Here is a 23,309-nt window from a genome sequence, read left to right on the forward strand (position 1 = left end):
CGGTGGCGCTCAACTCACCACCGCCGCCCGGACGCAGAGCACGTCCGGCAGGTGGGAGACCAGCAGCGACCAGTTCTCGCCCTCGTCGCGGCTGCCGTACACGTCGCCGGTCCGGTTGCCGAAGTAGATCCCGGCCGGGTCGGCGTCGTCGGTGCGCAGGGCGTCGCGCAGCACGATGCCGTAGTGGTCCTCGCCCGGCAGGCCGTTGGCCAGCTGCTGCCAGCTGGTGCCGCCGTCCGTGGTGCGGAAGACCCGGCAGCGGCGGCCGGGCGGGATCCGGTCGTCCGAGCCGCCGAGCGGGAACAGGTAGGCGGTGTCGCCCCGGCGGGGGTGGGCGGCGACGGCGAAGCCGAACTCGGCGGGCAGCCCGTCCGCCACGGAGCGCCAGTTCTCGCCCCAGTCGTCGCTGCGGTAGACGCCGCCGTGGTTCTGCAGGTAGAGCCGGTCGGGGTGGACCGGGTCCGGGGCGATCTTGTGGACGCACTGGCCGAACTCGGGGTACTGGCTCTCCTCCGGGAGGAACTCGGCGCGCAGGCCGGTGTTGGAGGGCGCCCAGGTGTCGCCGCCGTCCTTGCTGCGGTAGACGCCGCCGCTGGAGACGGCGACCAGCAGCCGCTGCGGGTCGCGCGGGTCGGTGAGGATGGTGTGCAGGCCCTGGCCGCCGTAGCCGGCGCCCCACTCGGACCGCTGGGGGTGGTTCCAGAGCGCCTCGACCAGCGCGAAGGTCTCGCCGCCGTCGGTGGAGCGGAACAGCGCGGCGGGTTCGGTGCCCGCGTACACCACCCCGGGGGCTTCCGGCCCGGCGGGCTGGAGCTGCCAGACCCGGGTGAGCGAGGCGCCGGTGGACGCGGGGAAGCGGATCGCCGGCTGTGGTGGTTCGAACCAGCTGGCGCCGAGGTCGTCGGAGCGCCACACCGAAGGGCCCCAGTGGCTGCTGTCGGCGCCGACCAGCAGTCTGGTCCGCTCCTCACGGCGGTCGATGGAGACGGAGTAGATCGCGTTCATCGGGAAGTGCGGCCCGCTGAACTTCCAGTCCAGCCGGTCGCGGCTGCGGCCGAGAAAGAGGCCCTTCTCGGTTCCGACGGCCAACAGCACCTCGGTCATGCCTCACACCACCTGATCACGAGCGCGGCCCCCCCGGGACGGCCCCCCGGGGCGCGGCGGACGCGCCCCTCGCCAGTGTCCCGCCGTTCGCCGGTGGTCACATCCCGCCGCGCCGCGCCCCGGGGAGGGGGCGGCTCACCCCCGGCAGCCCTCCAGCAGGCGCAGCCAGACCTCGCTGATCGTCGGGTAGGCGGGGACGGCGTGCCAGAGCCGGTCGATCGGCACCTCGCCGACGACCGCGACGGTGGCCGAGTGCAGCAGTTCGGCGACGGCCGGGCCGACCAGGCAGGCGCCGACGATCACCTCCCGGTCCAGGTCGAAGACGACCCGGGCCCGGCCGCGGTAGCCGTCGGCGTAGAGCGAGGCCCCGGCGACGTCGCCGATCTCGTGGTCGACGGCCTTGACCCGCAGTCCGAGCCGTTCGGCCTCGGCGAGGGTCAGGCCGACGGCCGCGACCTCCGGGTGCGTGAACACCACCTGGGGCGCGCCGGCCAGGTCGGCGGACGCGGAGTGCGCGCCCCAGCGCGAGGTGTCCAGCGCGCGCCCCTGGGCGCGGGCGGCGATCGCCGCCCCGGTGATCCGGGCCTGGTACTTGCCCTGGTGGGTGAGCAGTGCCCGGTGGTTGACGTCCCCGGCGGCGTACAGCCACTCGCCGTCCACACCCAGCACGGTGCAGCTGTCGTCCACGTCCAGCCAGCCGCCCGGCCGCAGCCCGACCTGCTCCAGCCCGATGTCGGCGGTGCGCGGGGCCCGTCCGGTCGCGTACAGCACCTCGTCGGCGGTCAGCCGCTCGCCGCCGGAGAGCGTCAGCACCACCGGTCGATCGGCCCCGGTCCGCTCCAGCGCGGTCACCTCCGTGCCGAAGCGCAGGTCCACCCCGGCCTCCCGCAGCCCGTCGGCGACCAGCTCGCCCGCGAAGGGCTCCATCCGCGGCAGCAGCGCGTCGCCGCGCACCAGCAGCACCACCTCGGAGCCGAGCGCCCGCCAGGCGGTGGCCATCTCCACCCCGACCACCCCGCCGCCGACCACGACCAGCCGCCCGGGGACGGTCGGCGAGCCGGTCGCCTCCCGGTTGGTCCACGGGTGCGCCTCCGCCAGCCCGGCCACTTCGGCCGGCAGCACCGGCCGGCTGCCGGTGCACACGGCGACGGCGTGCCGGGCGGTGAGCACCCGCTCGGTGCCGTCCTCCGCCTCCACGGTGACGGTCCGCTCACCGGCCAGCCGGCCGTGGCCGCGGACCAGCTCGATGCCGGTGTCCCGCAGCCACTGCACCTGGCCGTCGTCCTTCCAGTGCGAGGTGAAGGAGTCCCGCCGGGCCAGCACCGCCGCCGGGTCCAGCCGTCCGTCGCCGACCGCCTCCCGGGCGCCGCCCACCGCGCGGGCGTCGTCCAGCGCGGCGACCGGGCGCAGCAGCGCCTTGCTCGGCATGCAGGCCCAGTACGAGCACTCGCCGCCCACCAGTTCGGCCTCCACGATCACCGTGCGCAGGCCCGCGGCGACGGTCCGGTCGGCCACGTTCTCGCCTGTCGGGCCGGCGCCCAGGACGATGACGTCGTACTCCTCGGCGGTGCTGCTGGTCATGTCCCGTCCTCCGTGGTCTCGCGGTCCCGCGTGCTCTGTCCGTGCTGGGGCGGTTTCGACGGCCGCCGGCATGGGCCCCATCCTGCGACGTGGCGGGGCCCCCGCGCGGGCGAACACGCGGACCGGGTCAGATTGCCGCGAGCTGCGCCAGCAGCGCCGCTGTGTCGGCCGGCCGGGAGAACATCGGCCAGTGCCCGGTGGGCAGTTCGCGCAACTCCCAGCCGGGCCCGTCGAGTCCGGCGAACCACGGGTGGCCGGCCGCGATCAGCGCCCGCACCTGTTCCAGCGGGAAGGAGCAGGAGACCAGCGCCTGCGGCAGCGCCGCCCCGGCGCCGGTGAGCCGCAGCGCGTCCCGGTAGGTGCCGGCCGGTTGCGGGGTGAGTCGGGCGCGGATCCGCACCAGCGCGGCCGGGTCCAGGCCCTCGGTGCTGGAGCCGTGCTCGGCCAGGTACGTCCAGGAGGGCATCGGGAGGCGTCCGTCGACCACGGTGGCGTCGGCCTCCGCCCGGAAGTCGGGCTGCCACCTGTCGTACACCGAGGTGCCGTCGGTCATCGGGCCGCTGTCCAGGTAGACCACCCGCCGGATCCGCTCCGGCATCCGGTCCGCGACCCCGCCCACCGGGGCGCAGGCGCCGCTGTGGGCGACCAGCACGACGTCCCACAGGTCCTCGCGGACCAGCAGCTCCGCCAGGTCGGCGATGTGCTCCTCCAGTCCGAACTCACCCTGCTCGCCCGCCCGTTCGGCAAGGCCCGGCAGGCTCACCGGGTGGACTCCGTGCCCGGCCGCGCGCAGCGGCGCGGCCACCTCGTCCCAGGCCCAGGCGCCGAGCCAGAATCCGGGAACCAGTACGAACGTGCTCATGGTGCACCGCTCCTTCCACGATGGGGATTGCGTCGGGACCGACCCTAGGATCGAATCCGGACGGAACCCGCCCGGATGACCCGACCCGGAAGGAGCGCCCCGGTGGAACACCCGGTCAGCCGTGTGCTCGCCCTCCTGGAGCTGCTCCAGGACCGCCCCGGCCTGACCGGCGCCGAGCTGGCCGCCCGGCTCGACGTGGACGAGCGCACCATCCGCCGCTACACCGCCCGCCTCGCCGAACTGGGCATCCCGGTACGGGCCGAGCGTGGCCGCTACGGCGGCTACCGCCTGCTGCCCGGCTTCCGGCTGCCGCCGCTGATGCTCAACCCCGACGAGGCCGCCTCGGTGGTGCTCGGCCTGCTGGCCGGGCGCAGTTCGGGCCTGTCGGTGGGGGAGCGGGCCGCCGAGACCGCGCTCGCCAAGATCCAGCGGGTGCTCCCCCCGCCGCTGCGCGAGCGGATCGAGGCCGTCGAGCAGACCCTCGGGCTGTCCGCCGCGCCCGCGGCCGGCCCCAGCCCGGCCTCCGCCGCGCTGTTCACCCTGGCCGGGGCGGCGCGTCGCCGACACCGGGTGAAGCTGGCCTACCGGGACCGCGAAGACCGGCCCAGCGAGCGCGAGTTCGACCCGTACGGCCTGGTCTTCCACTCCTGCCGCTGGTACACCACCGGGCTCGACCACCGCAGCGGCGAGCTGCGCACCTTCCGGCTGGACCGGATCGAGCGGGTCACGCCGGGCGCGGACGGCTTCGAGCCGCCCGAGGACTTCGACCCGGTGCAGCGGGTGGTGGAGTCGCTGGCCGGGGCGCCCTGGCGGCACCGGGTGGAGGTGGAGCTGGGGGTCTCCCTCGACGAGGCCCGCCGCCGGCTGCCGCCCGTCGTCGGCACGCTCACCGAACTCGCCGAGGACCGGGTGCTGTTGCGCGCCCGGGCGCAGAACCTGGACGGCGTCGCGGTGCTGCTGGCCGGCCTGGGGTGGCCGTTCACCGTCCGCGAGCCCGCCGAACTGCGGGCGCAGGTGCGGGCGCTCGCGGCCCGGCTGGCCGACTGGGGCGCGGAACCGGCCTGACGGCGGCCCCGGAGCGGGGATCCCACGGCGGATGTCCCACGGCGGATGTCCCACGACGGATGTCCCACGGCGGATGTCCCACGACGGAGGCCTCGCGCCGGAGACCCCATGACGGAGACCTCATGACGGAGGCCCGGGGAGGTGCGACTCCCCGGGCCCCGGAGCGGGACGCTCAGGCCTGGCCCTCGGCCGCCTGCTCCTCCGCCACCTTGCGCTTGACCTCGGTCATGTCCAGCTCGCGGGCCTGCCCGATCAGGTCCTCGAACACCGGCTCCGGCAGCGCGCCGGCCTGCGAGAAGACGAGCACGCCCTCGCGGATGATCGCCAGCGTCGGGATCGACTGGATGCCGAACGCGGCGGCCAGCTCCTGCTGGGCCTCGGTGTCGACCTTGGCGAAGACCAGGTCCGGATGGCGCTCCGCGGCCTTCTCGTACACCGGGGCGAACTGGCGGCACGGCCCGCACCATCCGGCCCAGAAGTCGATGAAGACGAAGTCCTTGCCCTCCGGGCCCGGGACGATGTCGTCGAAGTTCTCCTTGGTCAGCTCGACCATGTTGCTCATCTCGCGGATCCTTCCCTTCCGAAGGTGGTGGCGGTACAGACCACGTGCCCGCCACAACGGTGATGCCCGCCGGGGTATTCCGAGCCCGGCCCGGATTGAGCAGCCGGCCGCCACCGTCCGTACAGAGGGGTGTCCAGTCCGTCCGTATCACCGACGCGGGAGGCTCGCCATGCGCAGCACCGCACCCCGCACCCGCCGGGCCGTCGTGCTCGCCGCCTCCGGCCTGGCCGCGGCGGCCCTGGTCGCCGGCTGCGGGTCCTCGGGCTCCGGGTCCTCCGGCTCCGGGTCCTCCGGGGCCGGGACGTCGAGCCCGCCCAGTCCGCCGAGCGGTTCCGGCGCCCCGGCCGCCGTCACCCTGCAGACCGCCCACGATCCCCGGCTCGGCGCCATCGTCACCGACGGCGCGGGCTTCACGCTCTACCGCTTCGACCAGGACCAGAGCAACCCCTCGGACTCCTACTGCAACGGTAACTGCGCCACTCTCTGGCCGCCCGAGCACGCCGACGGCGACGTCACCGTCAAGGGCATCGACAGCAAGCTGGTCGGCAGCTTCACCCGGGACGACGGCACCAAGCAGGTCACCGTCAACGGCTGGCCGGTCTACCGCTACTCGCCGGACGCCAAGCCCGGTGACACCAAGGGCGAGGGCGTGGCCGGCAGCTGGTTCGCGGTGACCCCGACCGGCGGCAAGGCGATGCCGGGCACCAGCTCGACGCCCAGTACGCCGGCGCCCGCCAACCCCACGCCCCGGCCCAGCACGCCGGCGCCGGGCTACTGACACCGACCGTCGCCGGCCGCTGACCGCCGCCGACCACCGCCCTCGACCGGGAGGCCCGGGTGCGCAACCATGAAGTGGTGACCGAGGAGCACCCCGCCGGCGGCCAGGCCGCGCACGGGACGGGGGTCGCGGACGAGGAGCTGATGCGGGCCCTGTACCGCGAGCACGCCGGTCCGCTCTTCGGCTTCGTGCTCCACCTGGTCGCGGGGGACCGGCAGCGTGCCGAGGACGTCGTCCAGGAGACGCTGGTCCGGGCCTGGCGCAACATCCACCGGCTCGACCCGCGGGCCGGCTCGCTGCGGCCCTGGCTGGTCACCGTCGCCCGCCGGATCGTCATCGACGACCACCGCAGCGCCGGCGCCCGCCCGCGCGAGGTGGACGCGGCGGTCCTGGAGCAGCTGCCCGCCGAGGACGAGATCGACCGGGCGCTGCGGATGATGACCGTCGCCGACGCGCTCGCCGACCTCTCGCCCGCCCACCGGGAGGTCATCGTCGAGACCTACCTCAAGGGCCGCACCGCCAAGGAGGCGGCCGTCGAACTCGGCATCCCGGCCGGGACCGTCCGGTCGCGGGTGTTCTACGCACTGCGCTCGCTCAGGCTCGCGCTGGAGGAACGGGGAGTGACATCGTGACCGACCGGCCCGCCCCCGACCCCGGCCCGCCCACCGGCCCGCCGGTGGGCCCCGGGCACCTGGACGTCGGGGCGTACGTCCTCGGCGTGCTGGAACCCGCCGAGCGCGCCGTCTTCGAACGGCACCTCGCGGACTGCCCGCAGTGCACCGAGCAGATGGCACAACTCGGCTTCGTCGAACCGCTGTTGGCCGAGTACGCGGCGTCCGCGACGGCTGCCGGGCTGGATCCGGCCGAACCCGCGCCGACCCCGGACGGGCACCTCCTGGACCGGCTGGTCGCCGAGGTCACGGCCGGCCGGCGGCGCGGCCGGATCCGGCGGCTGGTGCTGGCCCTGGCCGCGACCGCGATGGTCGCGGCGGGCCCGGCCGTCACGGCCGCGGTGCTCACCGCGGACACCACGCCCGCCGTGGTCGCCGTCGCCGCACAGTTCAGCGCCACCGACCCGGCCACCGGCGCCAAGGCCACCGTCGGCGTCGACGGCAGGACCTGGGGCAGCCAGGTCAGCCTGCGACTCTCCGGCGTCCAGGGCCCGTTGACCTGCCGTCTGGTCGCCGTCTCACACGGCGGCGACCACCAGACGGTCACCACCTGGAGCGTCCCGGCGGACGGCTACGGCGGGCCGGACGACCGGGACACGCTGCACACCGCCGGCGGCGCGGCCCTCCAGCCGGGCGACATCGACCACTTCGAGGTGCGGGTGCAGAACACCGACGCCCTGCTGGTGTCCGTCCCCGCGCACCAGGCCTGACGCGGCGCGGCTCGGCTCACAACCGCGGGTACGGCCCGTCGTGCACCGTCAGCCGCTCGATGCGGGCCGTGCCCAGGTGGGCCGGCCAGTGCGGGTTGGGCCCGCCGTCGCCGGTCATGTGCTCGCGCCGCCAGGTGCGGCTCCAGCCGACCCGCGGCTCCGGTTCGAACCTGTGCCTCCGCACGCACGGGCAGGGCACCAGCACCCGCGCGCAGGAGCGGCACAGCCCGGCCCGGTCGATGACGGTCGACACCCACACCACGGGCCCCTCCTCCCCGCAGGCCGGGCAGCCCGGCAGCTCGGCCCCGTCCATCAGCGCGTTCTGCCGCCGGACGTAGTCGGGCAGGCTCAACGTCGGGTGCAGGAAGGGATCGTGGAGCCAGACATGGTCGGGCTGCCAGGACCGGTTCCACCACGCCGGCTCCGCCACCGACCGCCGCCCGGCCCGTTTCTCCGCCCGCCGCCGCGCCGCGTACTCCTCCGCCCGCGCCAGCCACAGCTGCCGCGCCTCGTGCAGTTCCTCCACCGCCCGCACCAGCGACTCCGGGTCGGCCTCCAGCAGCCGGGGCATCCGGGCGCTCAGGGTCAGGTGGTGGTAGGTGGCGCGGAAGCCGTACGGGGCGAACTCGGTCACGCAGGTCCGCAGCGCGCTGTGGCGGCGGTACGCCGGGAGGGTGGTGTCGTGCACGCGGGCCCGATGGGTGAGGAAGCTGGTCACGGCGCGGGCTCCAGCGCCAGCGCCCGGGTCAGCGCGGCGGTGACGGCGGCCGCGTGCCCGGGCAGTTGCCGCTCGGCCCAGCCCCCGGCCAGCCGGACGAAGTCCCGCAGATCCCGTTCGGCCCCGGCGAGCAGCCGGCGCAGCTCGTCCACCGGGAGTTCGATCACCGGGCCGTCGGCGGCGTCGGGGTCGGGTGTCAGCCGCGCCACGGAGCCGACGCGGGTGGCCTGTGCGCTGGGGTCGTGTCCGAACCAGGTGTCGACCGAGCCGTCGAGCACGTCCAGCCACTCGCGCCAGTCCTCCAGGCCGTTGCAGCAGCCCGGTTCGAAGACGGCGCCGGTGGTGGAGTCGGTGACCCGGAAGCCGCCGGGGGCGAAGAGGTGCTCCAGGGTGAGCAGTCCGTGCAGGAAGGCGCCCAGCGGGTCGTCCGGGCGCGGGCCGCGTTCCTCGCCCTCGTCCGGGTCGACGTCATTGGTGTCGGCGAGCAGCCAGACCGCCGTGCCGACTTCCTCCGGCGTCAACGTCCCGTCCAGCACGAGGAATCCGCACGGCCCGGGAGTGCCCGTGGGCCACCGGGTGAAGTCGTCGGGGGTGCGGATCTCCAGGACCGGCTGCATCGCTATCACCCGGCGATGATGCCGCAGGCCCACCTGGCCGACCAGCGGATTTACCCCGCGTCCGCCGCGATCGAGGCCAGCACCCGCCCGCAGCGCCGGGCGAAGGCGTGCTGGAGGAGCGGGAACAGCGGACCGGCCAGCCGGGCCCACCAGGCGACCGGCCGGCTGAACGCGGTGACGCTGAACCAGACCGCTCCGTCGGGCGCTAGTTCGACCAGGAAGGTCTCCTCGCCCCGGCTGAGGTGCCCGTGCCTGGTCCCGTACGTGAAGCCGTACCGGTCCGGGCCGTTGACGGCGGCGAGCACCCGGTTGGGCGCGGCCGCCCGCAGCGGGCCGACGCCGATCGCGCAGTGTACGGCGACGCCCGGGGCCGCCTCCTCGGCCTCCGCGTCGATCCGGACGCCGGCCAGGCGGTGCATCCGCCAGCCGAGCAGGGCGGCCCCGGCGACGTCGAGGGCGGCGGGTCCGTGGCCGATGAGGGCCCGGTGGCGCAGGTGGCGGTACCCGGCGGGTAGTTCGCCGGTGCGACTGGCGCCCTGTTCGGGGTAGCTGTAGTCGTTCATCGGACGTCCTTCGCGGTGGTGGTCCGGCGCCAGGCGAGGAGCGCGCAGAGGGCGAAGCCGAGCGCGTTGCCGAGGCCGTGGGTGGCGGCCATCCAGCCCAGGGTGGGGTGGGGGAGTCCGGCGGCCCGGCCGAGTGCCCACCACAGGGCGAGCAGCATGGTGAGGGCCAGGACGGCGGAGGAGAGGGCGAGCAGCCGGGCGGTGGTCCGGTCGGTCGTGCGGGGGCGCAGTTCGCGCCAGCTGACCAGGCCGACCAGCCACATTCCGGTGCTGAGGACGACGGCTCCGGCGAACTGCCACCAGTTGCCGAGGAAGTACCCGGCGAGCACCAGCAGGGTGCCCGCGGGGACGCTGAGCGCCGCGCAGCGGGCCGGCCGGGAGCCGTGGTCGGCGCGGCAGACCAGTCCGGCGATCAGCGCGGCGGTGAATCCTGCGTAGTGGAAGTGCGGGACGGTCAGCGCGAGGATGTGCGGTTCGAAGCCGAACAGCGGGTAGCCGGAGCGTTCGGCGACCAGCGCGACCCCGGCCACCGAGGGCGCGGCGAGTGCGGTGAGCACGGCGATCTCGGCGGGGGCGAGGGAGCGGGTCCGGGCCAGTCGTCGTGGTGCGTGCAGGGCGACGGCCAGCGTGCCGAGGGCGTAGACGGCGGCGGTGCCGGTGGCGAGGGCGCCGCGCGGCAGCCAGAGCGAGAGCGCCCCGGGGACGGCCGCGAGCGGCCAGAGCCGGCGGATCCGGGCGAGCCCGGGTTCGTCGAGGAGTGCCAGGCCGAGCGGCAGGACGGCGCCCATGCCGAGCAGGACCAGGAGGTTCACCAGTTCCGTCGTGCCCTTGCCCATGGCGGGCACACCTCCTCTTGAACGCGTTCAATTGCCTGACGTCCGCCACTCTACGTCGTCGACTTGAACGCGTTCAACTCTCCCCCGGTCCGGCTGGCCTGGTGTTCACGCTGGGTGCGGCGCACCCTGGAGGAGTAACCGATGGAGGTGATCCGCCATGCAGACTCTGGTCGGTTGGCACATCGACATGGAGTTCCGCGAGGACGGCCCGCGGACGACCGCGGCCGCCCTGCTCCGGCTCGGTGACGGGAGTGAACTGCGCGCCCACGGCTACAGCAGCCGCCACCCCTCGGACCCGGAACAGCTGCGGGTCGGCGAGGAGATCGCGGGCGCCCGCGCACTCAACGACCTCGCCTCGCAGCTGCTCTCCAAGGCCCACGCCGAGATCCAGGACGTCAGCCCGGTCCCGACCCACCCGCTCTCGTGACCGCCCCGCGTCCGGACGGCGACCACGCCGGACGGGATCCGAGCCGCCCGCGCATCCCGCTGATCTGCCCGCGCTGCGGGCACGAGCAGCAGGTCGTCCCCGGCGGCCCCGAACGGGCGGTGAAGGTCGTGCACGTGGGGACGGGCCGGGAGGCCTGCGAGCCCGGGGACCTGGCCCGGGCGCCCGACGACGGGGACTGATCCGTCAGTCCCCGCCGTACGGCCCCGGCTCTCCGCCGTACGGCCCCGGCTCCCCGCCGTACGGCCCCGGGTGGCCGCCGTACGGTCCCGGGCGCACGGCGCACGTCAGTTGACGCAGTACGTGCCCGGCGGCCGCCACTCCGGCCCGACCAGCCGCTGCTCCAGCTCGTTCGGGGTGATCCGGATCCCGACCGTCCCGGCCAGTCCGACCCGGAACCGGCTGCGGGCCAGCACGATCAACGCGGTCAGGCCGTACTTGTTGATCAGCGAGGTGCGGTAGCGGGCCGTCGCGTCGGGGTCGCAGAGCCGTGCCCGGGCCGGGAGCCGGCGGCCGGTCGGGCGCCCGTGGGCGTCGCAGGGGCCGATCAGCACCCGGGGGTGGCGGCGGATCCGTTCGGCCTCGCCGGAGTGGGCGGGGGTCCAGACGCCGAGCGCCGGGCCGTCCGGCACCACCCAGAGCTGGGAGTCCAGCCGGCTGCCGTCGTCGGCGAAGGTGGTCAGCAGGAGGTACCTGCTGTCGGCGAGCTGCTCGGTTCGGTCGGGCATGATCTCCTCCCTCTGGCGGGGGGCGGGTCAGTGGTGACCGTGGCCCTCGGTGATCTCGCGGTACTCCTCGGCGGTGGGCCGGTCGATCCGGGCGTGCTCGCCGTGGAATCCGTGGGACAGCCGTACGCGGGTGCGGGTGAGCGCGCCCGCCGGCCGGGCCACTCCATTCTCATCCACCGCGGGCGGCAGTTCGAGGGGGCGGGGCTGCTTGTGGGCGGTGAGCCGGTGCAGTTCGGCGGGCGCGAGCCCGGCGTGCACCTCGGTGAACTCGCCGTGTGGAAGCCGCCTGATGACGCCGGTCTCCCGCCCGTGCAGCACCTTGTCGCGGTCCCGTCGCTGCAGGCCCAGGCACCAGCGCTTGGTGACGACGAAGACGGCCACCGGGACGACGAAGAAGCCGATCCGCACCGCGTAGGTGATCGCGTTGAGCGACAGGTGCAGATGGGTGGCGATGAGGTCGTTGCCGCCGCCCGCGAGCATCACCAGGTAGACGCTGATCCAGGCCGCCCCGAGGGCGGTGCGCACGGGGGCGTCGCGCGGCCGGTCGAGCAGGTGGCGCTCCCGCCCGTCCTGGGTCACCCAGGCCTCGATGAAGGGATGGACCGCGATCGCGCCGAGGATCACCGGGAACAGCGTGAACGGGATCAGCACCCCGAGGTTGAGGGTGTGCCCCCACAGGCCGATCTCCCAGCCGGGCATCACCCGGATCAGGCCCTCGGCGAAGCCCATGTACCAGTCCGGCTGGGCGTCGGTGGAGACCTGGTCCGGGCGGTACGGGCCGTACGCCCAGATCGGGTTGACGGTGGCGACCGCGGCCATCAGCGCGATGGTCCCGAACACCAGGAAGAAGAACCCGCCGGCCTTGGCCAGGTAGACCGGCATCAGCGGCATCCCGACCACGTTCCTCTCGGTGCGGCCGGGCCCGGCCCACTGGGTGTGCTTGTGGTGGAAGACCAGGATCAGGTGGGCCACCAGCAGGCCGAGCATGATGCCGGGCACCAGCAGCACGTGGATGGTGAAGAACCTCGGGATGATGTCGTGCCCGGGGAACTCCCCGCCGAACAGGAACATCTGGACGTACGTGCCGACCAGCGGCACCGCCAGCACCACGCCCTCGATGAACCGGATGCCGGTGCCGGAGAGCAGGTCGTCGGGGAGCGAGTAGCCGAAGAAGCCGTCCAGCATGCCGAGGAACAGCAGCAGGAAGCCGAAGACCCAGTTGACCTCGCGCGGCTTGCGGAACGCGCCGGTGAAGAACACCCGCATCATGTGCACGAACATGGCCGCGACGAAGACGATCGCCGCCCAGTGGTGGATCTGCCGGATCAGCAGCCCGCCGCGGACCTCGAAGCCGATGTCCACGGTGGAGGCGTAGGCCTCGGACATCCGGACGCCCTTGAGCGGGACGTACGAGCCGGCGTAGACCACCTCGCCCATGCCGGGCTTGAAGAACAGGGTCAGCCAGATGCCGGTCAGGATGATGATCACGAAGGTGTAGAGGCAGATCTCGCCCAGCATGAAGGACCAGTGGTCCGGAAAGATCTTCCGCAGGTTGGCCCTGGCCAGGGTCTGGATCCCCAGCCGGCCGTCCGCCCAGTCGGCGGCCCGCCGCCCCCGCCCTGGGTTCTGATTCCGCGTCATGTGCACGCACCTCGGGTCCGAAGGAAACGGGGATAGTTCCCCGATTCACGCTGGGATCACCATACCGGGGAGTGCTCCCCACTTCTATCGGAGGGGTGGCGGTCACCGCGGTGCGAGCCGCCGCGGTGCGAACTGCCGTGGTGCGAGCCGCGGCACAACGCGAGCGGCCCGCCCGGTGTCGTGGAAGACACCGGACGGGCCGCGTACGCACCCTCGTGATCCCGGAAACGGGCGGCACCCCGTGGGGGCCGTGCGGTCAGTGCACCAGCACCGGCACCTCGTCGGCCTTCGCCGCGCCCGCGTCCGAGCCCGCACCCGCCGCGCCCGGACGGCCGGCGTTGATGAAGGTGAAGGCGACTGCGGAGGCCGTCACCAGGATCCCGAAGGACACCCAGATCGCGGTCGAGAAGCCGTGCACCATGCCCTGGAACTGCAGGGCCTTGGCGGCCTCCGGCGTGGCGGCGGTGGCCACGGCGGCGGCGTGCGAGGTCAGCCAGCTGGTGGTGGCGCTGGCCGCGATGGTGTTCAGCAGCGCGGTGCCGATGGCGCCGCCGACCTGCTGCGAGGTGTTGACCATGGCCGAGGCCACGCCCGCGTCCCGCGGCTGGACGCCGTGGGTGGCCAGGCTCATGGCCGGCATGAACGCGGTGCCCATGCCGAGGCCCATCAGGACCAGGCCGGGCAGGATCAGCGCCGGGTACGAGGTGTCCAGGCCGATGTGGGTCAGCAGGAACATGCCGATCGAGGCGGTCAGGAAGCCGGGCGCCATCAGGTAGCGCGCCGGGACCCGGGTCATCAGCCGGGCACCGATCTGGGTGGAGCCGGTGATCATGCCCGCCACCATCGGCAGGAATGCCACACCGGTCAGCACCGGGCTGTAACCGCGCACGACCTGCAGGTAGTAGGTCAGGAACAGGAACAGACCGAACATGCCGATCACGGCCATGCCCAGCGACAGGTACACCCCGCCGCGGTTGCGGTTCAGCACCACGCGCAGCGGCAGCAGCGGGGCCTTGACCTTGAGCTCCACCAGGACGAAGGCGGCCAGCAGGACGACGGCCGCGGCGAACAGCGCCAGGGTGCTGCCGGCCGTCCAGCCGCTGGACTCGGCGCGGGTGAAGCCGTACACCAGCGAGACCAGGCCGGTGGTCACCAGCAGCACGCCGGGGATGTCCAGCTTGTTGCGGTTGCGGCCCCCGACGGGCTCGCGGATCACCAGGACGGCGCCGATGGCGGCGGCGATGGCGAACGGGATGTTGACGAAGAAGGTCCAGCGCCAGTTCATGTACTCGGTCAGGAAGCCACCGAGGATCAGACCGATGGCGCCACCGCCACCGGCGATCGCACCGTAGATGCCGAAGGCCTTGGCCCGCTCCTTGGCCTCGGTGAAGGTCACCGCGAGCAGCGACAGCGCGGCCGGCGCGAGCAGGGCGCCGAACACGCCCTGCAGGGCGCGGGCACCGAGCAGCATCGCGGTGTTGACCGCGGCGCCGCCGAGCGCGGAGGCGAGGGCGAAGCCGGTCAGGCCGACGATGAAGGCCCGCTTGCGGCCCCACAGGTCCGCGATCCGGCCACCGAACAGCAGCAGCCCGCCGAAGGCCAGCGCGTAGGCGGTGATCACCCACTGGCGGTTGCCGTCGGATATGCCCAGGTCCGTCTGGGCCGACGGCAGGGCGATGTTCACGATGGTGGCGTCGAGGACGACCATCAGCTGGGCGAGGCCGATGAAGATCAGCGCCTTCCAGCGCCGGGGATCGGGCAGCGTCGCCTGCGGGGCGGCGTCGGATTGAGACATGGGGGTACCCATTTCACGGTGCGAGGTGTGCGAGAACGGTCGACTGCCGTACGGGACCGGCAGGTTGCCGTACGGGTGCGAGGGCGCGCGGAGGCGTCCGGGAACGGCGCCGGTCAGCCGCGCGGAGGCGGGGTGCTGGTGGGTCGGATCAGTGGTGTCGGGTCCAGGTGGTCGGTCAGTCCCGGGGGCGGAAGTCCTCGAAGGTCGCGGCCCGGCCGGGCAACGACGAACGGGCCGGCGTGCGCAGGCCGTCCAGGAACAGCTGGAGGTGGCGGTGGACGAACTCGTCGAGCAGCCCGCAGGAGGTGCCCGGCAGCGGCCGGGACAGCTGGCTGATCGCGACGAACAGGTCCCCGTGGTCGACGTCGGACCGCAGTTCGCCGGTGGCCCGGGCGCGCTCCATCAGTCCGCTCACGGCGGACCGCAGGCGCTCCCGCGTCTCGGCCAACTCCGGGTCGTCCCGGTCGACGGTGCTGGTGAAGACGGCGCAGAGCCCGCCGACCTTCTCCGCCACGGTCGCGTGCACGAACCGCTCCAGAGCCTCGAACGGACCGCCGCCCTCGCCCGCGTCCGCCTCGGCCGTCGCCGTTTCGGCGAGGGCCAGGATGCGGTTCTTGACGAGCAGCGCCACCTCCTGGATCAGCGCCGCGCGGTCCGGGAAGTTCCGGTACAGCGTGGCATTGCCGACCCCCGCCCGCTTCGCGATCTCGTCCAGCGGCACCTCGGCACCGTGCTCGACGAACGCGTCCCGGGCCGCCAGTACGATCCGCTCCCGGTTCCGGCTCGCGTCCGCACGCAACTTCGGCGTACGCACACTCCCCAGCGAACGGGCCGACTCGGCGGCGACGGTGGTCATGACGACTGCTCCTCCAGGATACCGGGGAAGTTCTCCCCGCTTTTGCCAACGTACTCGGAAACGGGGAATCTGTCCCCGTAATTTCCTCCCCGACTGTGACCTGCATCACATCATGGGCGGTGTCGGTCGGGTCGGCTATCGTCGAAGGCCTGGTGCCCCCGTGACCACCCGCCGTCGTGCTCGTTGAGCGGGTGGGTGCCAAGGCGAAGGAGCAAAGCCCGTGACCGCGATCTCCGACCGCCCGCAGATGCTGCCCGAGCAGTTCGAGGAACTCGCTCACGCTCTGGCGCGGACCGCCGAAGGCGTCCGGCCGGAGTTCATCAACGGGAAGCTGGGGGTCAAGCCCGTGCCGGACGGCGACCACGGCCTGATCATCGAGTGGCTGATGCGGATCTGCATCCAGTCGCGTCCTGAGTTGTGGCTCTACGACCAAGGGCTGAAAGTCCAGACCTACCGTGGAGGCCATGCGCGCCCAGATGGCACGCTTGCACCCAGTGGCACTTTCGGCAGCCAGGGTGAGTGGGCGAATGCCGGTGGGGTCCTGATGGTCGTCGAGGTGACCTCATATGACTCCGACACCGAACGTCGCGACCGGATCGAGAAGCCCCGCGCCTACGCCGAGACCGGCATCCCCGTCTACCTGCTGATCGACCGGGACTCCGCCGAGGTCGTCGTCCACAGCCAGCCCGACGGCGTCCGGTACGAGAGCATCCAAGTCCTCCCCTTCGGCAAGACGGTCCACCTCCCCGAGCCGGTCGGCATTGTCCTGGACACCGAGCCGCTGAAGAACTGGGTGCGCTGAGCCCGGCCATGTCTTCCCGGGGCGGGTTCCTCCGTCGCCCTAGGCTGTGGGCGTCCCGGGCGGCCGGTGGGTCGCGGGAGTCGGGAGGGGCCCGGCGGCCGGGGTGGGCGAGGAGGTCCGCGATGGGCAGCGAGGAGACGACCGCCCGGGTGCGCTGCGTGGCGGCCGTTCCGTGCTGGGTGAGCCTGATGGCCGGGGATCTGGAGGGTGCCAAGGAGTTCTACGGCCCGCTGCTCGGTTGGGAGTTCGAGCCGGCGCCGGAGCGCTTCGGGCCGTACGTGCACGCGGTGGTCGGCGGTGAGGCGGTGGCCGGGCTGGGGGTGGCGGGCCTCGGGGCGGTGCCGCAGGCCTGGACCAGCTACTTCGGGACGGAGAGCGCCGACGCCGTCGCCGACGCGGTGCGGGAGCGCGGTGCGACCCTGGCGGTCGGCCCGCTGGCCTTCGACGCCGGGCGGGTGGCCTTCGCGGCGGATCCGGCGGGGGCGGTGTTCGGCATCTGGGAGGGCCCGCTGGGCCGCGCCCGGAAGCTGGACCTGCCGGGCGCGCCGGTCTGGATCGAGCTGCGCACCCCGGACCCGTTCGCGGCGGCGCTGTTCTACGGCGAGGTGTTCCGCTGGGACGGCCGGGATCCGGAGCGCTTCGAGGTCCGCTGGGAGCACGACCGGGTGGTGCTGCGCACCGAGGGTCACAGCGTCGCCGCGCTGGCCAAGGAGCAGTCCGGCGGCCCGGCGGGCATGCCACCGCACTGGGAGGTCTCCTTCGCCGTCCCGGACACCGACCGGGCGCTGGCCCGGGCCGTGGAGCTGGGCGGTTCGGTGGTCGGCCCGGCCTTCGACTCCCCGTACGGCCGGGTGGCCCGGCTGCGGGACCGTGACGGCGCCCGGTTCGCGGTGATCGGCCCGGAGTCCTGAGCGGGGAGGTCGGCCCGGAGTCCTGAGCGGGGAGGTCGGCCCGGAGTCCTGAGCGGGGAGGTCGGCCCGGAGTCCTGAGCGGGGAGGTCGGCCCGGAGTCCTGAGCCGGGCGGAGTCATTCCGGGCGCTCGAGTTCCGTCCGTTCCGCCCGCAGCCGGTCGCCCAGGGCCGTGCGGTCCGCCGCGGGCAGGGCCTTGCGGGCGGCGGGGAAGAGCACCTGCTCCTCGCTGGTCAGGTGCCGTCGGAGGGTGTCGGCGAGGCCGCTGAGCAGGGTGTCGAAGGCCGGGTCGGCCGGGACGAGTCCTTGCAGGTCGGCGAGGTACTGCCCGATCGCCAGGTGGTCGTGGATGCTGCGGAACACCAGCGCGCCGCCCTCGGGCACGTCGTGCTGGACGAGCGGGAAGAGGTGCTCCTCCTCGCCGGCGCAGTGGGTGAACAGCAGGTCGGTCAGCTTGGTCACCAGCTCGCCGCGCTCGGCCGAGCCGGCCGGGGCCGCCTGGGCCCGGTCGAGCAGCTCGGTGACGGCCTTGTGGTCGGCGGTGAACTCCCCGAGGATGTCCGGCCTGCGGTTCATGGCGCGCCCGCCTCTCGTCCGGGATCAGGACTGGCCCCCGTACTGTCCAGTATCCGGCGCCGCCGTGCGGAACCCCTGTTCAGCCCTCGTCGCGACGCCCGGTGAGGGCCAGCAGCCGGGTCTGGGGGGTCGCGTCCGCGGGGACCGGCAGTGGCGGGTCGAAGAGTCCGCTGCCGGAGAGGTCGCCGTAGCCGCCGAACTCGCCGAGGGCGAAGTCCACCAGGTCGGCGGGGAGCCGGGTGCGGGCCCCGATGCCCTGGGCGAGGTCCCAGGTGTGGACGACCAGGTCGGTGGTGAGCTGGTCCAGGTAGTACTGCCCGGAGGTGTCCGCGAAGGAGAGGTGGACGGTGAGCTCGGTGGCGCCGGGCACCTCCCAGGCCTGCCGGGCGGCTTCGGCGGCGGAGGTCCAGGCGGCGACCGGGTCCTCGCCGAGCACGTCGCCGTCGAAGCGGCCGCCGACCTCGGCGATGGTGGCGCCCATCAGCAGCTCGGGCACCCAGAGCTGTTCGCCGGTGAGGTGGTTGACCAGGTCGCGGACCGACCAGTCGGCGCACGGGGTGGGGGCGTCCCACCGGTCGGGCGGGACCAGCCGGACCCGCTCGTCGAAGGCGGCGAGCGCCTCGGGGTAGGGCGTGCCGGGCCGGGTGGTCCGCTGGTGTTGCCTGTGGTGAGCCATGTCTCCACCCTGCCCCGGGCCCGGCGGGGCACGCGAGTCGCTCACGGTCCGTCAGTTGTTCAAATTCGAACTCCAAGGTACGGTCGTGGAGTGGCCGGTTCAAATTTGAACAACAGGCACGGGACACCACACCCGGCCCGGCCGCACCACCAACCACACCCCTACGACCGACCCCGATCGATGGAGACGCGCATGCCGAGCAGCAGCCCGAGCACGACCGCCGCCACCAGTCCCACCGTCCGCCCCGCCCGCGACGGTTCCGGGCCCGCGACCACCTCCCCGCACGCCTACGACGCCGGACTCCTGCTCCTGCGCCTGGTGCTCGGCCTGACCATGGCCGCGCACGGCAGTCAGAAGCTGTTCGGCTGGTTCGGGGGCGGCGGGATCGACGGCACCGGTCACTTCTTCACCATGAGCGGCTATCCGGCGGGCAACGCCATGGCCGTGGTCGCCGGCCTGACCGAGATCCTGGGCGGACTCGGCCTCGCCGTCGGCCTGTTGACCCCGCTGGCGGGCGCCGCGATCGTCGGCACGATGGTCAACGCGATCGCCGTCACCTGGGGCGGCGGCTTCTTCGCCCCGAAGGGCAACGAGTACGAGCTGCTGCTGACCGCGGGCGCCGCCGCCCTCGCGCTCACCGGCCCCGGCCGCTACGCGGTGGACCGCTTCCTGCCGGTGCTGAAGGCGCACCGGCTGGCGTACGGCGTGGCCGCCGTGCTGGTGGGCCTGGCGACGGCCGGGGTGATCCTGCTGCTGCGCAAGTAGCCAGGGCCTCCAAACTCGCCTCCCCGAAAGCCGTGGTGACGATCCGTCAGCATGGCTTTCGGGCTTTTCCGCGCGAGCCGTGCCCGGCTACGCGCCGATCCGCACCAGGGCCAGGGTGATGTTGTCCGGCCCGCCCGCCTCGACGGCCGCCTTCCACAGCTCGAAGGCGGCCTTCCCGTCGGCCCGGTCGGAGGGCTCGTCCGGCTGGGCGAGCAGTCCGGCCAGTTCCTCCTCGGGCACCGGGTCGGTCAGGCCGTCGCTGCACACCAGGTAGCGGTCGCCGGGGGCGAGCGGCGCGGTCCGCACGTGGGGTTCGACGAAGGTGAGCCCGAGCGAGCCGCCCAGGGTCTGGGTGACCAGCGAGGTGGTGCGTCGGCCGGGCGGGAGCGGCGGGCTGTCGTCCACGCTCACCCGGCGCAGTCCGTCCGCGGTGACCCGGTAGACCCGGCTGTCGCCGACGTTGAAGACCACCGCCTGCTCGGGCAGCAGCACCAGTCCGGCGATGGTGGTGCCCATCGCGGCGAGTTCCGGCTCCCCGGCGGTAGCCGCGTAGACCGCCCGGTTGCACTCCTGCAGTTCCTCCCGGACGGCCTCCTCGCCGTCCAGCGCGGCCCCGGTGGCGGCGAGCCGGCGGGCGACCAGGGCGCTGGCCACCTCGCCGCCGGGGTGGCCGCCGAGGCCGTCGGCGACCGCGACCACGCAGGGCGGGCCGAGGGGGAAGAGCAGGGTCTGCGGGTTGGTGGTCACGGTCGCGCAGAGTGTCCACGGACCGACCGTGAGGCTGTCCTCGTTGTGCTCCCGCACCAGGCCCTCGTGGCTCAGCGCGCTCACCGCGATGTACGGCGCCATCGTCGGCCGCCTTTCCGGGGGGCCGCTTCCGTGGTCGGGCCCCGCCTTCCACGCCTTCCATTGTCGGCGGGAATAAGGATCCGCACCCGGGTGCTAGGATGGTTGAAAGTTGGACTACCTGGGACCTCCTGGAGTGTGGTGAGCAGCATGCAGTTCGGAATCTTCAGCGTCGGCGATGTCACCCCCGACCCGACCACCGGCCGCACCCCGACCGAGCACGAGCGGATCAAGGCGATGGTGGCCATCGCGCGCAAGGCCGAGGAGGTCGGCCTGGACGTCTTCGCGACCGGCGAGCACCACAACCCGCCGTTCGTCCCGTCCTCGCCCACGACCATGCTCGGCTACATCGCCGCGCAGACGGACCGGATCATCCTCTCCACCTCGACCACGCTGATCACCACCAACGACCCGGTGAAGATCGCCGAGGACTTCGCGATGCTCCAGCACCTCGCCGACGGCCGGGTGGACCTCATGATGGGCCGCGGCAACACCGGCCCGGTCTACCCCTGGTTCGGCAAGGACATCCGCCAGGGCATCCCGCTCGCGGTCGAGAACTACGCGCTGCTGCACCAGCTGTGGCGCGAGGACGTGGTCGACTGGCAGGGCCGCTTCCGCACGCCGCTGCAGTCCTTCACCTCCACCCCGCGCCCGCTGGACGACGTCCCGCCGTTCGTCTGGCACGGCTCGATCCGCAGCCCGGAGATCGCCGAGCAGGCCGCCTACTACGGCGACGGCTTCTTCGCGAACAACATCTTCTGGCCCAAGGAGCACTTCCGGAAGCTGATCGACCTGTACCGCGAGCGCTACGCCCACTACGGCCACGGCACCCCCGAGCAGGCGGTCGTCGGCCTCGGCGGGCAGCTGTTCATGCGCAGGAACTCCCAGGACGCGGTGCGCGAGTTCCGTCCGTACTTCGACAACGCGCCGGTGTACGGGCACGGGCCCTCGCTGGAGGAGTTCACCGAGCAGACCCCGCTGACCGTCGGCAGCCCGCAGGAGGTCGTCGAGAAGACCCTGACCTTCCGCGAGACCTTCGGCGACTACCAGCGCCAGCTGTTCCTGATGGACCACGCCGGCCTGCCGCTGAAGACGGTGCTGGAGCAGCTGGACCTGCTCGGCGAGGAGGTCGTGCCGGTGCTGCGCGCGGAGTTCGCCAAGGGCCGGCCGGCCGAGGTGCCGGACGGGCCGACCCACGCCGCGCTGGTCGCGGCCCGTGACGCCCGCGACGCCGGTGACGCCCGTGACGCCGGTGACGCCCGTGAGAAGGAGGAGGTCTCCCAGTGACCGCGTTCAAGCTGGCCGTGGTGAGCGCAGGCCTGAGCAAGCCGTCCTCGACGCGCCTGCTGGCCGACCGGCTCGCCGAGTCGACCGTGCGCCGGCTCGCCCGGGAGGGGCGGGAGGCCGAGGTCACGGTGATCGAACTGCGCGACCTCGCGGTGGACATCGCCAACAACTTCGTCACCGGCTTCCCGGCCGCCGGGCTGCGCGAGGCGCTCGGGACGGTGACGGGGGCGGACGCGGTGATCGCGGTGACACCGATCTTCACCGCCTCCTACAGCGGCCTGTTCAAGTCCTTCTTCGACCTGGTCGACCACGACGCGCTCACCGGCAAGCCGGTGCTGATCGCCGCCACCGGCGGCACGCCCCGGCACTCGCTCGCCCTGGAGCACGCCGTACGGCCGCTGTTCAGCTACCTGCGCGCGGTGGTGCTGCCGACCGCCGTGTACGCGGCCACCGACGACTGGGGCACGGCGGGGGACGCCCTCACCGACGGTCTGCCGGGCCGGATCGACCGCGCGGGGGGCGAGCTGGCGACCCTGCTGGCCGGGCGCGCCCCGGTGGCGGGGGCGGCGGTGCCGGAGCAGGTGGTCCCGTTCGCCGAGCAGCTGGCGGCGCTGCGGGTCTGAAAGCCGCGGGGGCGGGTGCGCGACCGGGCGCACCCGCCCCGCCGGATGGACTCGGACGGCGTAGGCCGTTCGGCCGTGTCTCGACCGCGCCGATGTGTCCGCTATGCGATGTAATCATTGGCATGATCAGGTTGATGCTGGTCCGCCACACTCCGTGCACGCCCCTTCGAGGACGGCGACCGTGAGCCCGCCCTCCGAACCCCAGGCCGTGCTCTCCCCGCTGACCGGCGCGGCGATCTTCCTCGTCCTCACCGTCGAACCCGGCGGCGAGGACACCGTCCGCGCGCTCCTGCCCGACCTCGCCGGACTGCGCCGGGCCGTCGGCTTCCGGGCGCGCGAGGGCGGCCTCACCTGCGTCACCGGTATCGGCTCCGAACTCTGGGACCGCCTCTTCGACGGCCCGCGGCCCGCCGCCCTCCACCCCTTCCAGGAAGTGGCCGGCCCCCGCCACCGCGCCCCGTCCACCCCCGGCGACCTGCTGCTCCACCTACGGGCCGAGCGGATGGACCTCTGCTTCGAGCTCGCCGGCCGACTCACCTCCCGCCTCGCCGGGGCCGCCACCGTGGTCGACTCCGTCCAGGGCTTCCGCTACTTCGACGACCGGGACCTCCTCGGCTTCGCCGACGGCACCGAGAACCCCGAGGGCCGGGCGGCCGAGACCGCCGCCGTGGTGGGGGAGGAGGACCCGGACTTCGCCGGCGGCAGCTACGTCATCGTCCAGAAGTACCTGCACGACCTGGACAAGTGGAACACGCTGAGCGTCGAGCAGCAGGAGGGGGCGGTCGGCCGCACCAAGCTCACCGACATCGAGCTGGACGACGACACCAAACCCGCCGACTCGCACGTGGCACTCACCGTGATCACCGACCCGGACGGCGAGGAGCGGAAGATCGTCCGCTACAACATGGCCTTCGGCTCCTTCGAGCACGGCGGCGAGTTCGGCACCTACTTCATCGGCTACGCCCGCGACCCCGGGGTGACCGAGGAGATGCTGCGCAACATGTTCCTCGGGCGCCCGCCCGGCACCACCGACCGGCTGCTCGACTTCTCCACCGCCGTCACCGGCTCGCTGTTCTTCGTCCCGACCGCCGGTCTCCTGGATTCCCCGCCGCCCGCCTGAACAGGTGGGCGGCCTCTCCCGCGACGCGGACTCGGTACGGCTCTATCGTCAGGAGTCGTTGAATTTCTGCGTGTACACGGGAGAGGCGGCCGACGCCCTACGTTCTCAACACCAGATGGGGATATCCCAGAAGGTGGGTACGGGGCCCATCGACATGCGCTACTCCTGAGTAA

At 73.3% G+C, this 23,309-nt stretch carries 27 protein-coding genes; 12 read left to right on the plus strand and 15 right to left on the minus strand.

The genetic code is table 11. From position 1 onward, the window contains the following. Nucleotides 1-9: 9 nt before the first annotated feature. The 3 genes from BG452_RS17295 to BG452_RS17305 all read right to left on the minus strand — a co-directional run bounded on the left by BG452_RS17295 (nt 10) and on the right by BG452_RS17305 (nt 3,547). Nucleotides 10-1,104: a WD40/YVTN/BNR-like repeat-containing protein gene (locus BG452_RS17295; RefSeq protein WP_188305200.1), complete on the minus strand. Its 1,095-nt coding sequence runs from the start codon at nt 1,102-1,104 to the stop codon at nt 10-12. Nucleotides 1,105-1,239: 135 nt separating this feature from the next. After that, nucleotides 1,240-2,685: a dihydrolipoyl dehydrogenase family protein gene (locus BG452_RS17300; RefSeq protein WP_188305201.1), complete on the minus strand. Its 1,446-nt coding sequence runs from the start codon at nt 2,683-2,685 to the stop codon at nt 1,240-1,242. Between the two features lie 127 nt (nt 2,686-2,812). Next, the gene (locus BG452_RS17305) at nt 2,813-3,547 is read right to left on the minus strand and encodes an alpha/beta hydrolase (protein WP_188305202.1); all 735 of its coding nucleotides are present in this window, start codon (nt 3,545-3,547) and stop codon (nt 2,813-2,815) included. A 102-nt stretch (nt 3,548-3,649) separates the two neighbouring features. Between BG452_RS17305 and BG452_RS17310 the strand changes: the two genes are divergently transcribed. Further along, on the plus strand, nt 3,650-4,612 hold the full coding sequence (locus tag BG452_RS17310; RefSeq protein WP_188305203.1) for a helix-turn-helix transcriptional regulator: 963 nt from the start codon (nt 3,650-3,652) through the stop codon (nt 4,610-4,612). A 172-nt stretch (nt 4,613-4,784) separates the two neighbouring features. Here the strand turns inward: BG452_RS17310 and BG452_RS17315 are convergent, their stop codons facing one another. After that, nucleotides 4,785-5,174, minus strand: a complete 390-nt coding sequence (locus tag BG452_RS17315; RefSeq protein ID WP_188305204.1) for a thioredoxin domain-containing protein — start codon at nt 5,172-5,174, stop codon at nt 4,785-4,787. Between the two features lie 169 nt (nt 5,175-5,343). Here BG452_RS17315 and BG452_RS17320 point away from each other — a divergent pair, with 169 nt between their 5' ends. The 3 genes from BG452_RS17320 (at nt 5,344) to BG452_RS17330 (ending at nt 7,333) form a co-directional block, all read left to right on the plus strand. Further along, nucleotides 5,344-5,952 carry a hypothetical protein gene (locus BG452_RS17320; RefSeq protein ID WP_188305205.1) on the plus strand — a complete coding sequence of 203 codons (609 nt, stop codon included), beginning with the start codon at nt 5,344-5,346 and terminating at the stop codon, nt 5,950-5,952. A gap of 74 nt (nt 5,953-6,026) precedes the next feature. After that, the gene (locus BG452_RS17325) at nt 6,027-6,584 is read left to right on the plus strand and encodes a sigma-70 family RNA polymerase sigma factor (protein WP_317621099.1); all 558 of its coding nucleotides are present in this window, start codon (nt 6,027-6,029) and stop codon (nt 6,582-6,584) included. Further along, nucleotides 6,581-7,333: a zf-HC2 domain-containing protein gene (locus tag BG452_RS17330; RefSeq protein WP_317621095.1), complete on the plus strand. Its 753-nt coding sequence runs from the start codon at nt 6,581-6,583 to the stop codon at nt 7,331-7,333. The genes BG452_RS17325 and BG452_RS17330 overlap by 4 nt, the downstream gene beginning before the upstream one ends. Nucleotides 7,334-7,349: 16 nt before the next feature. Here the strand turns inward: BG452_RS17330 and BG452_RS17335 are convergent, their stop codons facing one another. The 4 genes from BG452_RS17335 to BG452_RS17350 are packed head-to-tail and all read right to left on the minus strand — an operon-like array spanning nt 7,350 to nt 10,067. Continuing rightward, the gene (locus BG452_RS17335) at nt 7,350-8,051 is read right to left on the minus strand and encodes a hypothetical protein (RefSeq protein ID WP_317621096.1); all 702 of its coding nucleotides are present in this window, start codon (nt 8,049-8,051) and stop codon (nt 7,350-7,352) included. Continuing rightward, nucleotides 8,048-8,668 carry a hypothetical protein gene (locus BG452_RS17340; protein ID WP_223242351.1) on the minus strand — a complete coding sequence of 207 codons (621 nt, stop codon included), beginning with the start codon at nt 8,666-8,668 and terminating at the stop codon, nt 8,048-8,050. The genes BG452_RS17335 and BG452_RS17340 overlap by 4 nt, the downstream gene beginning before the upstream one ends. A gap of 50 nt (nt 8,669-8,718) precedes the next feature. Continuing rightward, entirely contained in the window at nt 8,719-9,231 is a 513-nt protein-coding gene (locus tag BG452_RS17345; RefSeq protein ID WP_188305207.1) for a DUF1990 family protein, read from the minus strand. Then, nucleotides 9,228-10,067: a YndJ family protein gene (locus BG452_RS17350; protein ID WP_188305208.1), complete on the minus strand. Its 840-nt coding sequence runs from the start codon at nt 10,065-10,067 to the stop codon at nt 9,228-9,230. The genes BG452_RS17345 and BG452_RS17350 overlap by 4 nt, the downstream gene beginning before the upstream one ends. 157 nt (nt 10,068-10,224) lie before the next feature. Between BG452_RS17350 and BG452_RS17355 the strand changes: the two genes are divergently transcribed. Both BG452_RS17355 and BG452_RS17360 read left to right on the plus strand, forming a co-directional pair. Continuing rightward, nucleotides 10,225-10,494: a DUF1876 domain-containing protein gene (locus tag BG452_RS17355; RefSeq protein ID WP_188305209.1), complete on the plus strand. Its 270-nt coding sequence runs from the start codon at nt 10,225-10,227 to the stop codon at nt 10,492-10,494. After that, complete coding sequence (locus tag BG452_RS17360) at nt 10,491-10,694, plus strand: hypothetical protein (protein WP_188305210.1); 204 nt, start codon at nt 10,491-10,493, stop codon at nt 10,692-10,694. Before BG452_RS17355 ends, BG452_RS17360 begins: the two co-directional genes overlap by 4 nt. Nucleotides 10,695-10,799: 105 nt before the next feature. Here the strand turns inward: BG452_RS17360 and BG452_RS17365 are convergent, their stop codons facing one another. The 4 genes from BG452_RS17365 to BG452_RS17380 form a co-directional block, all read right to left on the minus strand. After that, a complete protein-coding gene (locus tag BG452_RS17365; protein WP_188305211.1) occupies nt 10,800-11,240 on the minus strand; it encodes a PPOX class F420-dependent oxidoreductase in 441 nt (146 codons plus the stop codon). Nucleotides 11,241-11,267: 27 nt separating this feature from the next. Further along, nucleotides 11,268-12,881, minus strand: a complete 1,614-nt coding sequence (locus BG452_RS17370; protein WP_188305212.1) for a cytochrome b — start codon at nt 12,879-12,881, stop codon at nt 11,268-11,270. Between the two features lie 256 nt (nt 12,882-13,137). Next, entirely contained in the window at nt 13,138-14,688 is a 1,551-nt protein-coding gene (locus tag BG452_RS17375; protein ID WP_188305213.1) for an MFS transporter, read from the minus strand. A 163-nt stretch (nt 14,689-14,851) separates the two neighbouring features. After that, nucleotides 14,852-15,532, minus strand: coding sequence for a TetR/AcrR family transcriptional regulator (locus BG452_RS17380; protein ID WP_188305214.1), 681 nt, complete (start codon nt 15,530-15,532; stop codon nt 14,852-14,854). A gap of 220 nt (nt 15,533-15,752) precedes the next feature. Here BG452_RS17380 and BG452_RS17385 point away from each other — a divergent pair, with 220 nt between their 5' ends. Next, entirely contained in the window at nt 15,753-16,334 is a 582-nt protein-coding gene (locus BG452_RS17385; RefSeq protein ID WP_188305215.1) for a Uma2 family endonuclease, read from the plus strand. A 122-nt stretch (nt 16,335-16,456) separates the two neighbouring features. After that, nucleotides 16,457-17,245 (plus strand): VOC family protein, encoded by a 789-nt coding sequence (locus BG452_RS17390; RefSeq protein WP_188305216.1) that lies wholly within the window; start codon nt 16,457-16,459, stop codon nt 17,243-17,245. 115 nt (nt 17,246-17,360) lie between these two features. Here BG452_RS17390 and BG452_RS17395 read toward each other — a convergent pair whose 3' ends face one another. Together BG452_RS17395 and BG452_RS17400 are read right to left on the minus strand one after the other, a co-directional pair. After that, nucleotides 17,361-17,819 (minus strand): hemerythrin domain-containing protein, encoded by a 459-nt coding sequence (locus BG452_RS17395; RefSeq protein ID WP_188305217.1) that lies wholly within the window; start codon nt 17,817-17,819, stop codon nt 17,361-17,363. A gap of 79 nt (nt 17,820-17,898) precedes the next feature. Then, complete coding sequence (locus BG452_RS17400) at nt 17,899-18,495, minus strand: TIGR03086 family metal-binding protein (RefSeq protein ID WP_188305218.1); 597 nt, start codon at nt 18,493-18,495, stop codon at nt 17,899-17,901. Between the two features lie 192 nt (nt 18,496-18,687). Between BG452_RS17400 and BG452_RS17405 the strand changes: the two genes are divergently transcribed. Further along, the gene (locus BG452_RS17405; protein WP_188305219.1) at nt 18,688-19,260 is read left to right on the plus strand and encodes a DoxX family protein; all 573 of its coding nucleotides are present in this window, start codon (nt 18,688-18,690) and stop codon (nt 19,258-19,260) included. An 87-nt stretch (nt 19,261-19,347) separates the two neighbouring features. Here the strand turns inward: BG452_RS17405 and BG452_RS17410 are convergent, their stop codons facing one another. Then, nucleotides 19,348-20,109 (minus strand): PP2C family protein-serine/threonine phosphatase, encoded by a 762-nt coding sequence (locus tag BG452_RS17410; protein WP_188305220.1) that lies wholly within the window; start codon nt 20,107-20,109, stop codon nt 19,348-19,350. Between the two features lie 147 nt (nt 20,110-20,256). Here BG452_RS17410 and BG452_RS17415 point away from each other — a divergent pair, with 147 nt between their 5' ends. From BG452_RS17415 to BG452_RS17425, 3 genes are all read left to right on the plus strand, one after another. Beyond that, the gene (locus BG452_RS17415) at nt 20,257-21,393 is read left to right on the plus strand and encodes an LLM class flavin-dependent oxidoreductase (RefSeq protein ID WP_188305221.1); all 1,137 of its coding nucleotides are present in this window, start codon (nt 20,257-20,259) and stop codon (nt 21,391-21,393) included. Beyond that, the gene (locus BG452_RS17420) at nt 21,390-22,016 is read left to right on the plus strand and encodes an FMN reductase (protein WP_188305222.1); all 627 of its coding nucleotides are present in this window, start codon (nt 21,390-21,392) and stop codon (nt 22,014-22,016) included. The genes BG452_RS17415 and BG452_RS17420 overlap by 4 nt, the downstream gene beginning before the upstream one ends. Nucleotides 22,017-22,170: 154 nt before the next feature. Then, nucleotides 22,171-23,136, plus strand: coding sequence for a Dyp-type peroxidase (locus tag BG452_RS17425; RefSeq protein ID WP_317621097.1), 966 nt, complete (start codon nt 22,171-22,173; stop codon nt 23,134-23,136). Nucleotides 23,137-23,309: the final 173 nt, after the last annotated feature.

Origin of the sequence: Streptomyces sp. CBMA123, assembly GCF_014596465.1 — a bacterium.
Taxonomy (GTDB): domain Bacteria; phylum Actinomycetota; class Actinomycetes; order Streptomycetales; family Streptomycetaceae; genus Kitasatospora.

Excerpts from the sequence above, each read along its gene's own strand:
- BG452_RS17355 (WP_188305209.1), top strand. The coding sequence starts at position 10,225 with ATGCAGACTCTGGTCGGTTGGCACATCGACATGGAGTTCCGCGAGGAC.
- BG452_RS17390 (WP_188305216.1), top strand. The coding sequence starts at position 16,457 with ATGGGCAGCGAGGAGACGACCGCCCGGGTGCGCTGCGTGGCGGCCGTT.
- BG452_RS17315 (WP_188305204.1), bottom strand. The coding sequence starts at position 5,174 with ATGAGCAACATGGTCGAGCTGACCAAGGAGAACTTCGACGACATCGTC.
- BG452_RS17395 (WP_188305217.1), bottom strand. The coding sequence starts at position 17,819 with ATGAACCGCAGGCCGGACATCCTCGGGGAGTTCACCGCCGACCACAAG.
- BG452_RS17350 (WP_188305208.1), bottom strand. The coding sequence starts at position 10,067 with ATGGGCAAGGGCACGACGGAACTGGTGAACCTCCTGGTCCTGCTCGGC.
- BG452_RS17370 (WP_188305212.1), bottom strand. The coding sequence starts at position 12,881 with ATGACGCGGAATCAGAACCCAGGGCGGGGGCGGCGGGCCGCCGACTGG.
- BG452_RS17305 (WP_188305202.1), bottom strand. The coding sequence starts at position 3,547 with ATGAGCACGTTCGTACTGGTTCCCGGATTCTGGCTCGGCGCCTGGGCC.
- BG452_RS17380 (WP_188305214.1), bottom strand. The coding sequence starts at position 15,532 with ATGACCACCGTCGCCGCCGAGTCGGCCCGTTCGCTGGGGAGTGTGCGT.
- BG452_RS17320 (WP_188305205.1), top strand. The coding sequence starts at position 5,344 with ATGCGCAGCACCGCACCCCGCACCCGCCGGGCCGTCGTGCTCGCCGCC.
- BG452_RS17415 (WP_188305221.1), top strand. The coding sequence starts at position 20,257 with ATGCAGTTCGGAATCTTCAGCGTCGGCGATGTCACCCCCGACCCGACC.
- BG452_RS17405 (WP_188305219.1), top strand. The coding sequence starts at position 18,688 with ATGCCGAGCAGCAGCCCGAGCACGACCGCCGCCACCAGTCCCACCGTC.
- BG452_RS17400 (WP_188305218.1), bottom strand. The coding sequence starts at position 18,495 with ATGGCTCACCACAGGCAACACCAGCGGACCACCCGGCCCGGCACGCCC.
- BG452_RS17340 (WP_223242351.1), bottom strand. The coding sequence starts at position 8,668 with ATGCAGCCGGTCCTGGAGATCCGCACCCCCGACGACTTCACCCGGTGG.
- BG452_RS17300 (WP_188305201.1), bottom strand. The coding sequence starts at position 2,685 with ATGACCAGCAGCACCGCCGAGGAGTACGACGTCATCGTCCTGGGCGCC.
- BG452_RS17365 (WP_188305211.1), bottom strand. The coding sequence starts at position 11,240 with ATGCCCGACCGAACCGAGCAGCTCGCCGACAGCAGGTACCTCCTGCTG.
- BG452_RS17345 (WP_188305207.1), bottom strand. The coding sequence starts at position 9,231 with ATGAACGACTACAGCTACCCCGAACAGGGCGCCAGTCGCACCGGCGAA.
- BG452_RS17410 (WP_188305220.1), bottom strand. The coding sequence starts at position 20,109 with ATGGCGCCGTACATCGCGGTGAGCGCGCTGAGCCACGAGGGCCTGGTG.
- BG452_RS17375 (WP_188305213.1), bottom strand. The coding sequence starts at position 14,688 with ATGGGTACCCCCATGTCTCAATCCGACGCCGCCCCGCAGGCGACGCTG.
- BG452_RS17295 (WP_188305200.1), bottom strand. The coding sequence starts at position 1,104 with ATGACCGAGGTGCTGTTGGCCGTCGGAACCGAGAAGGGCCTCTTTCTC.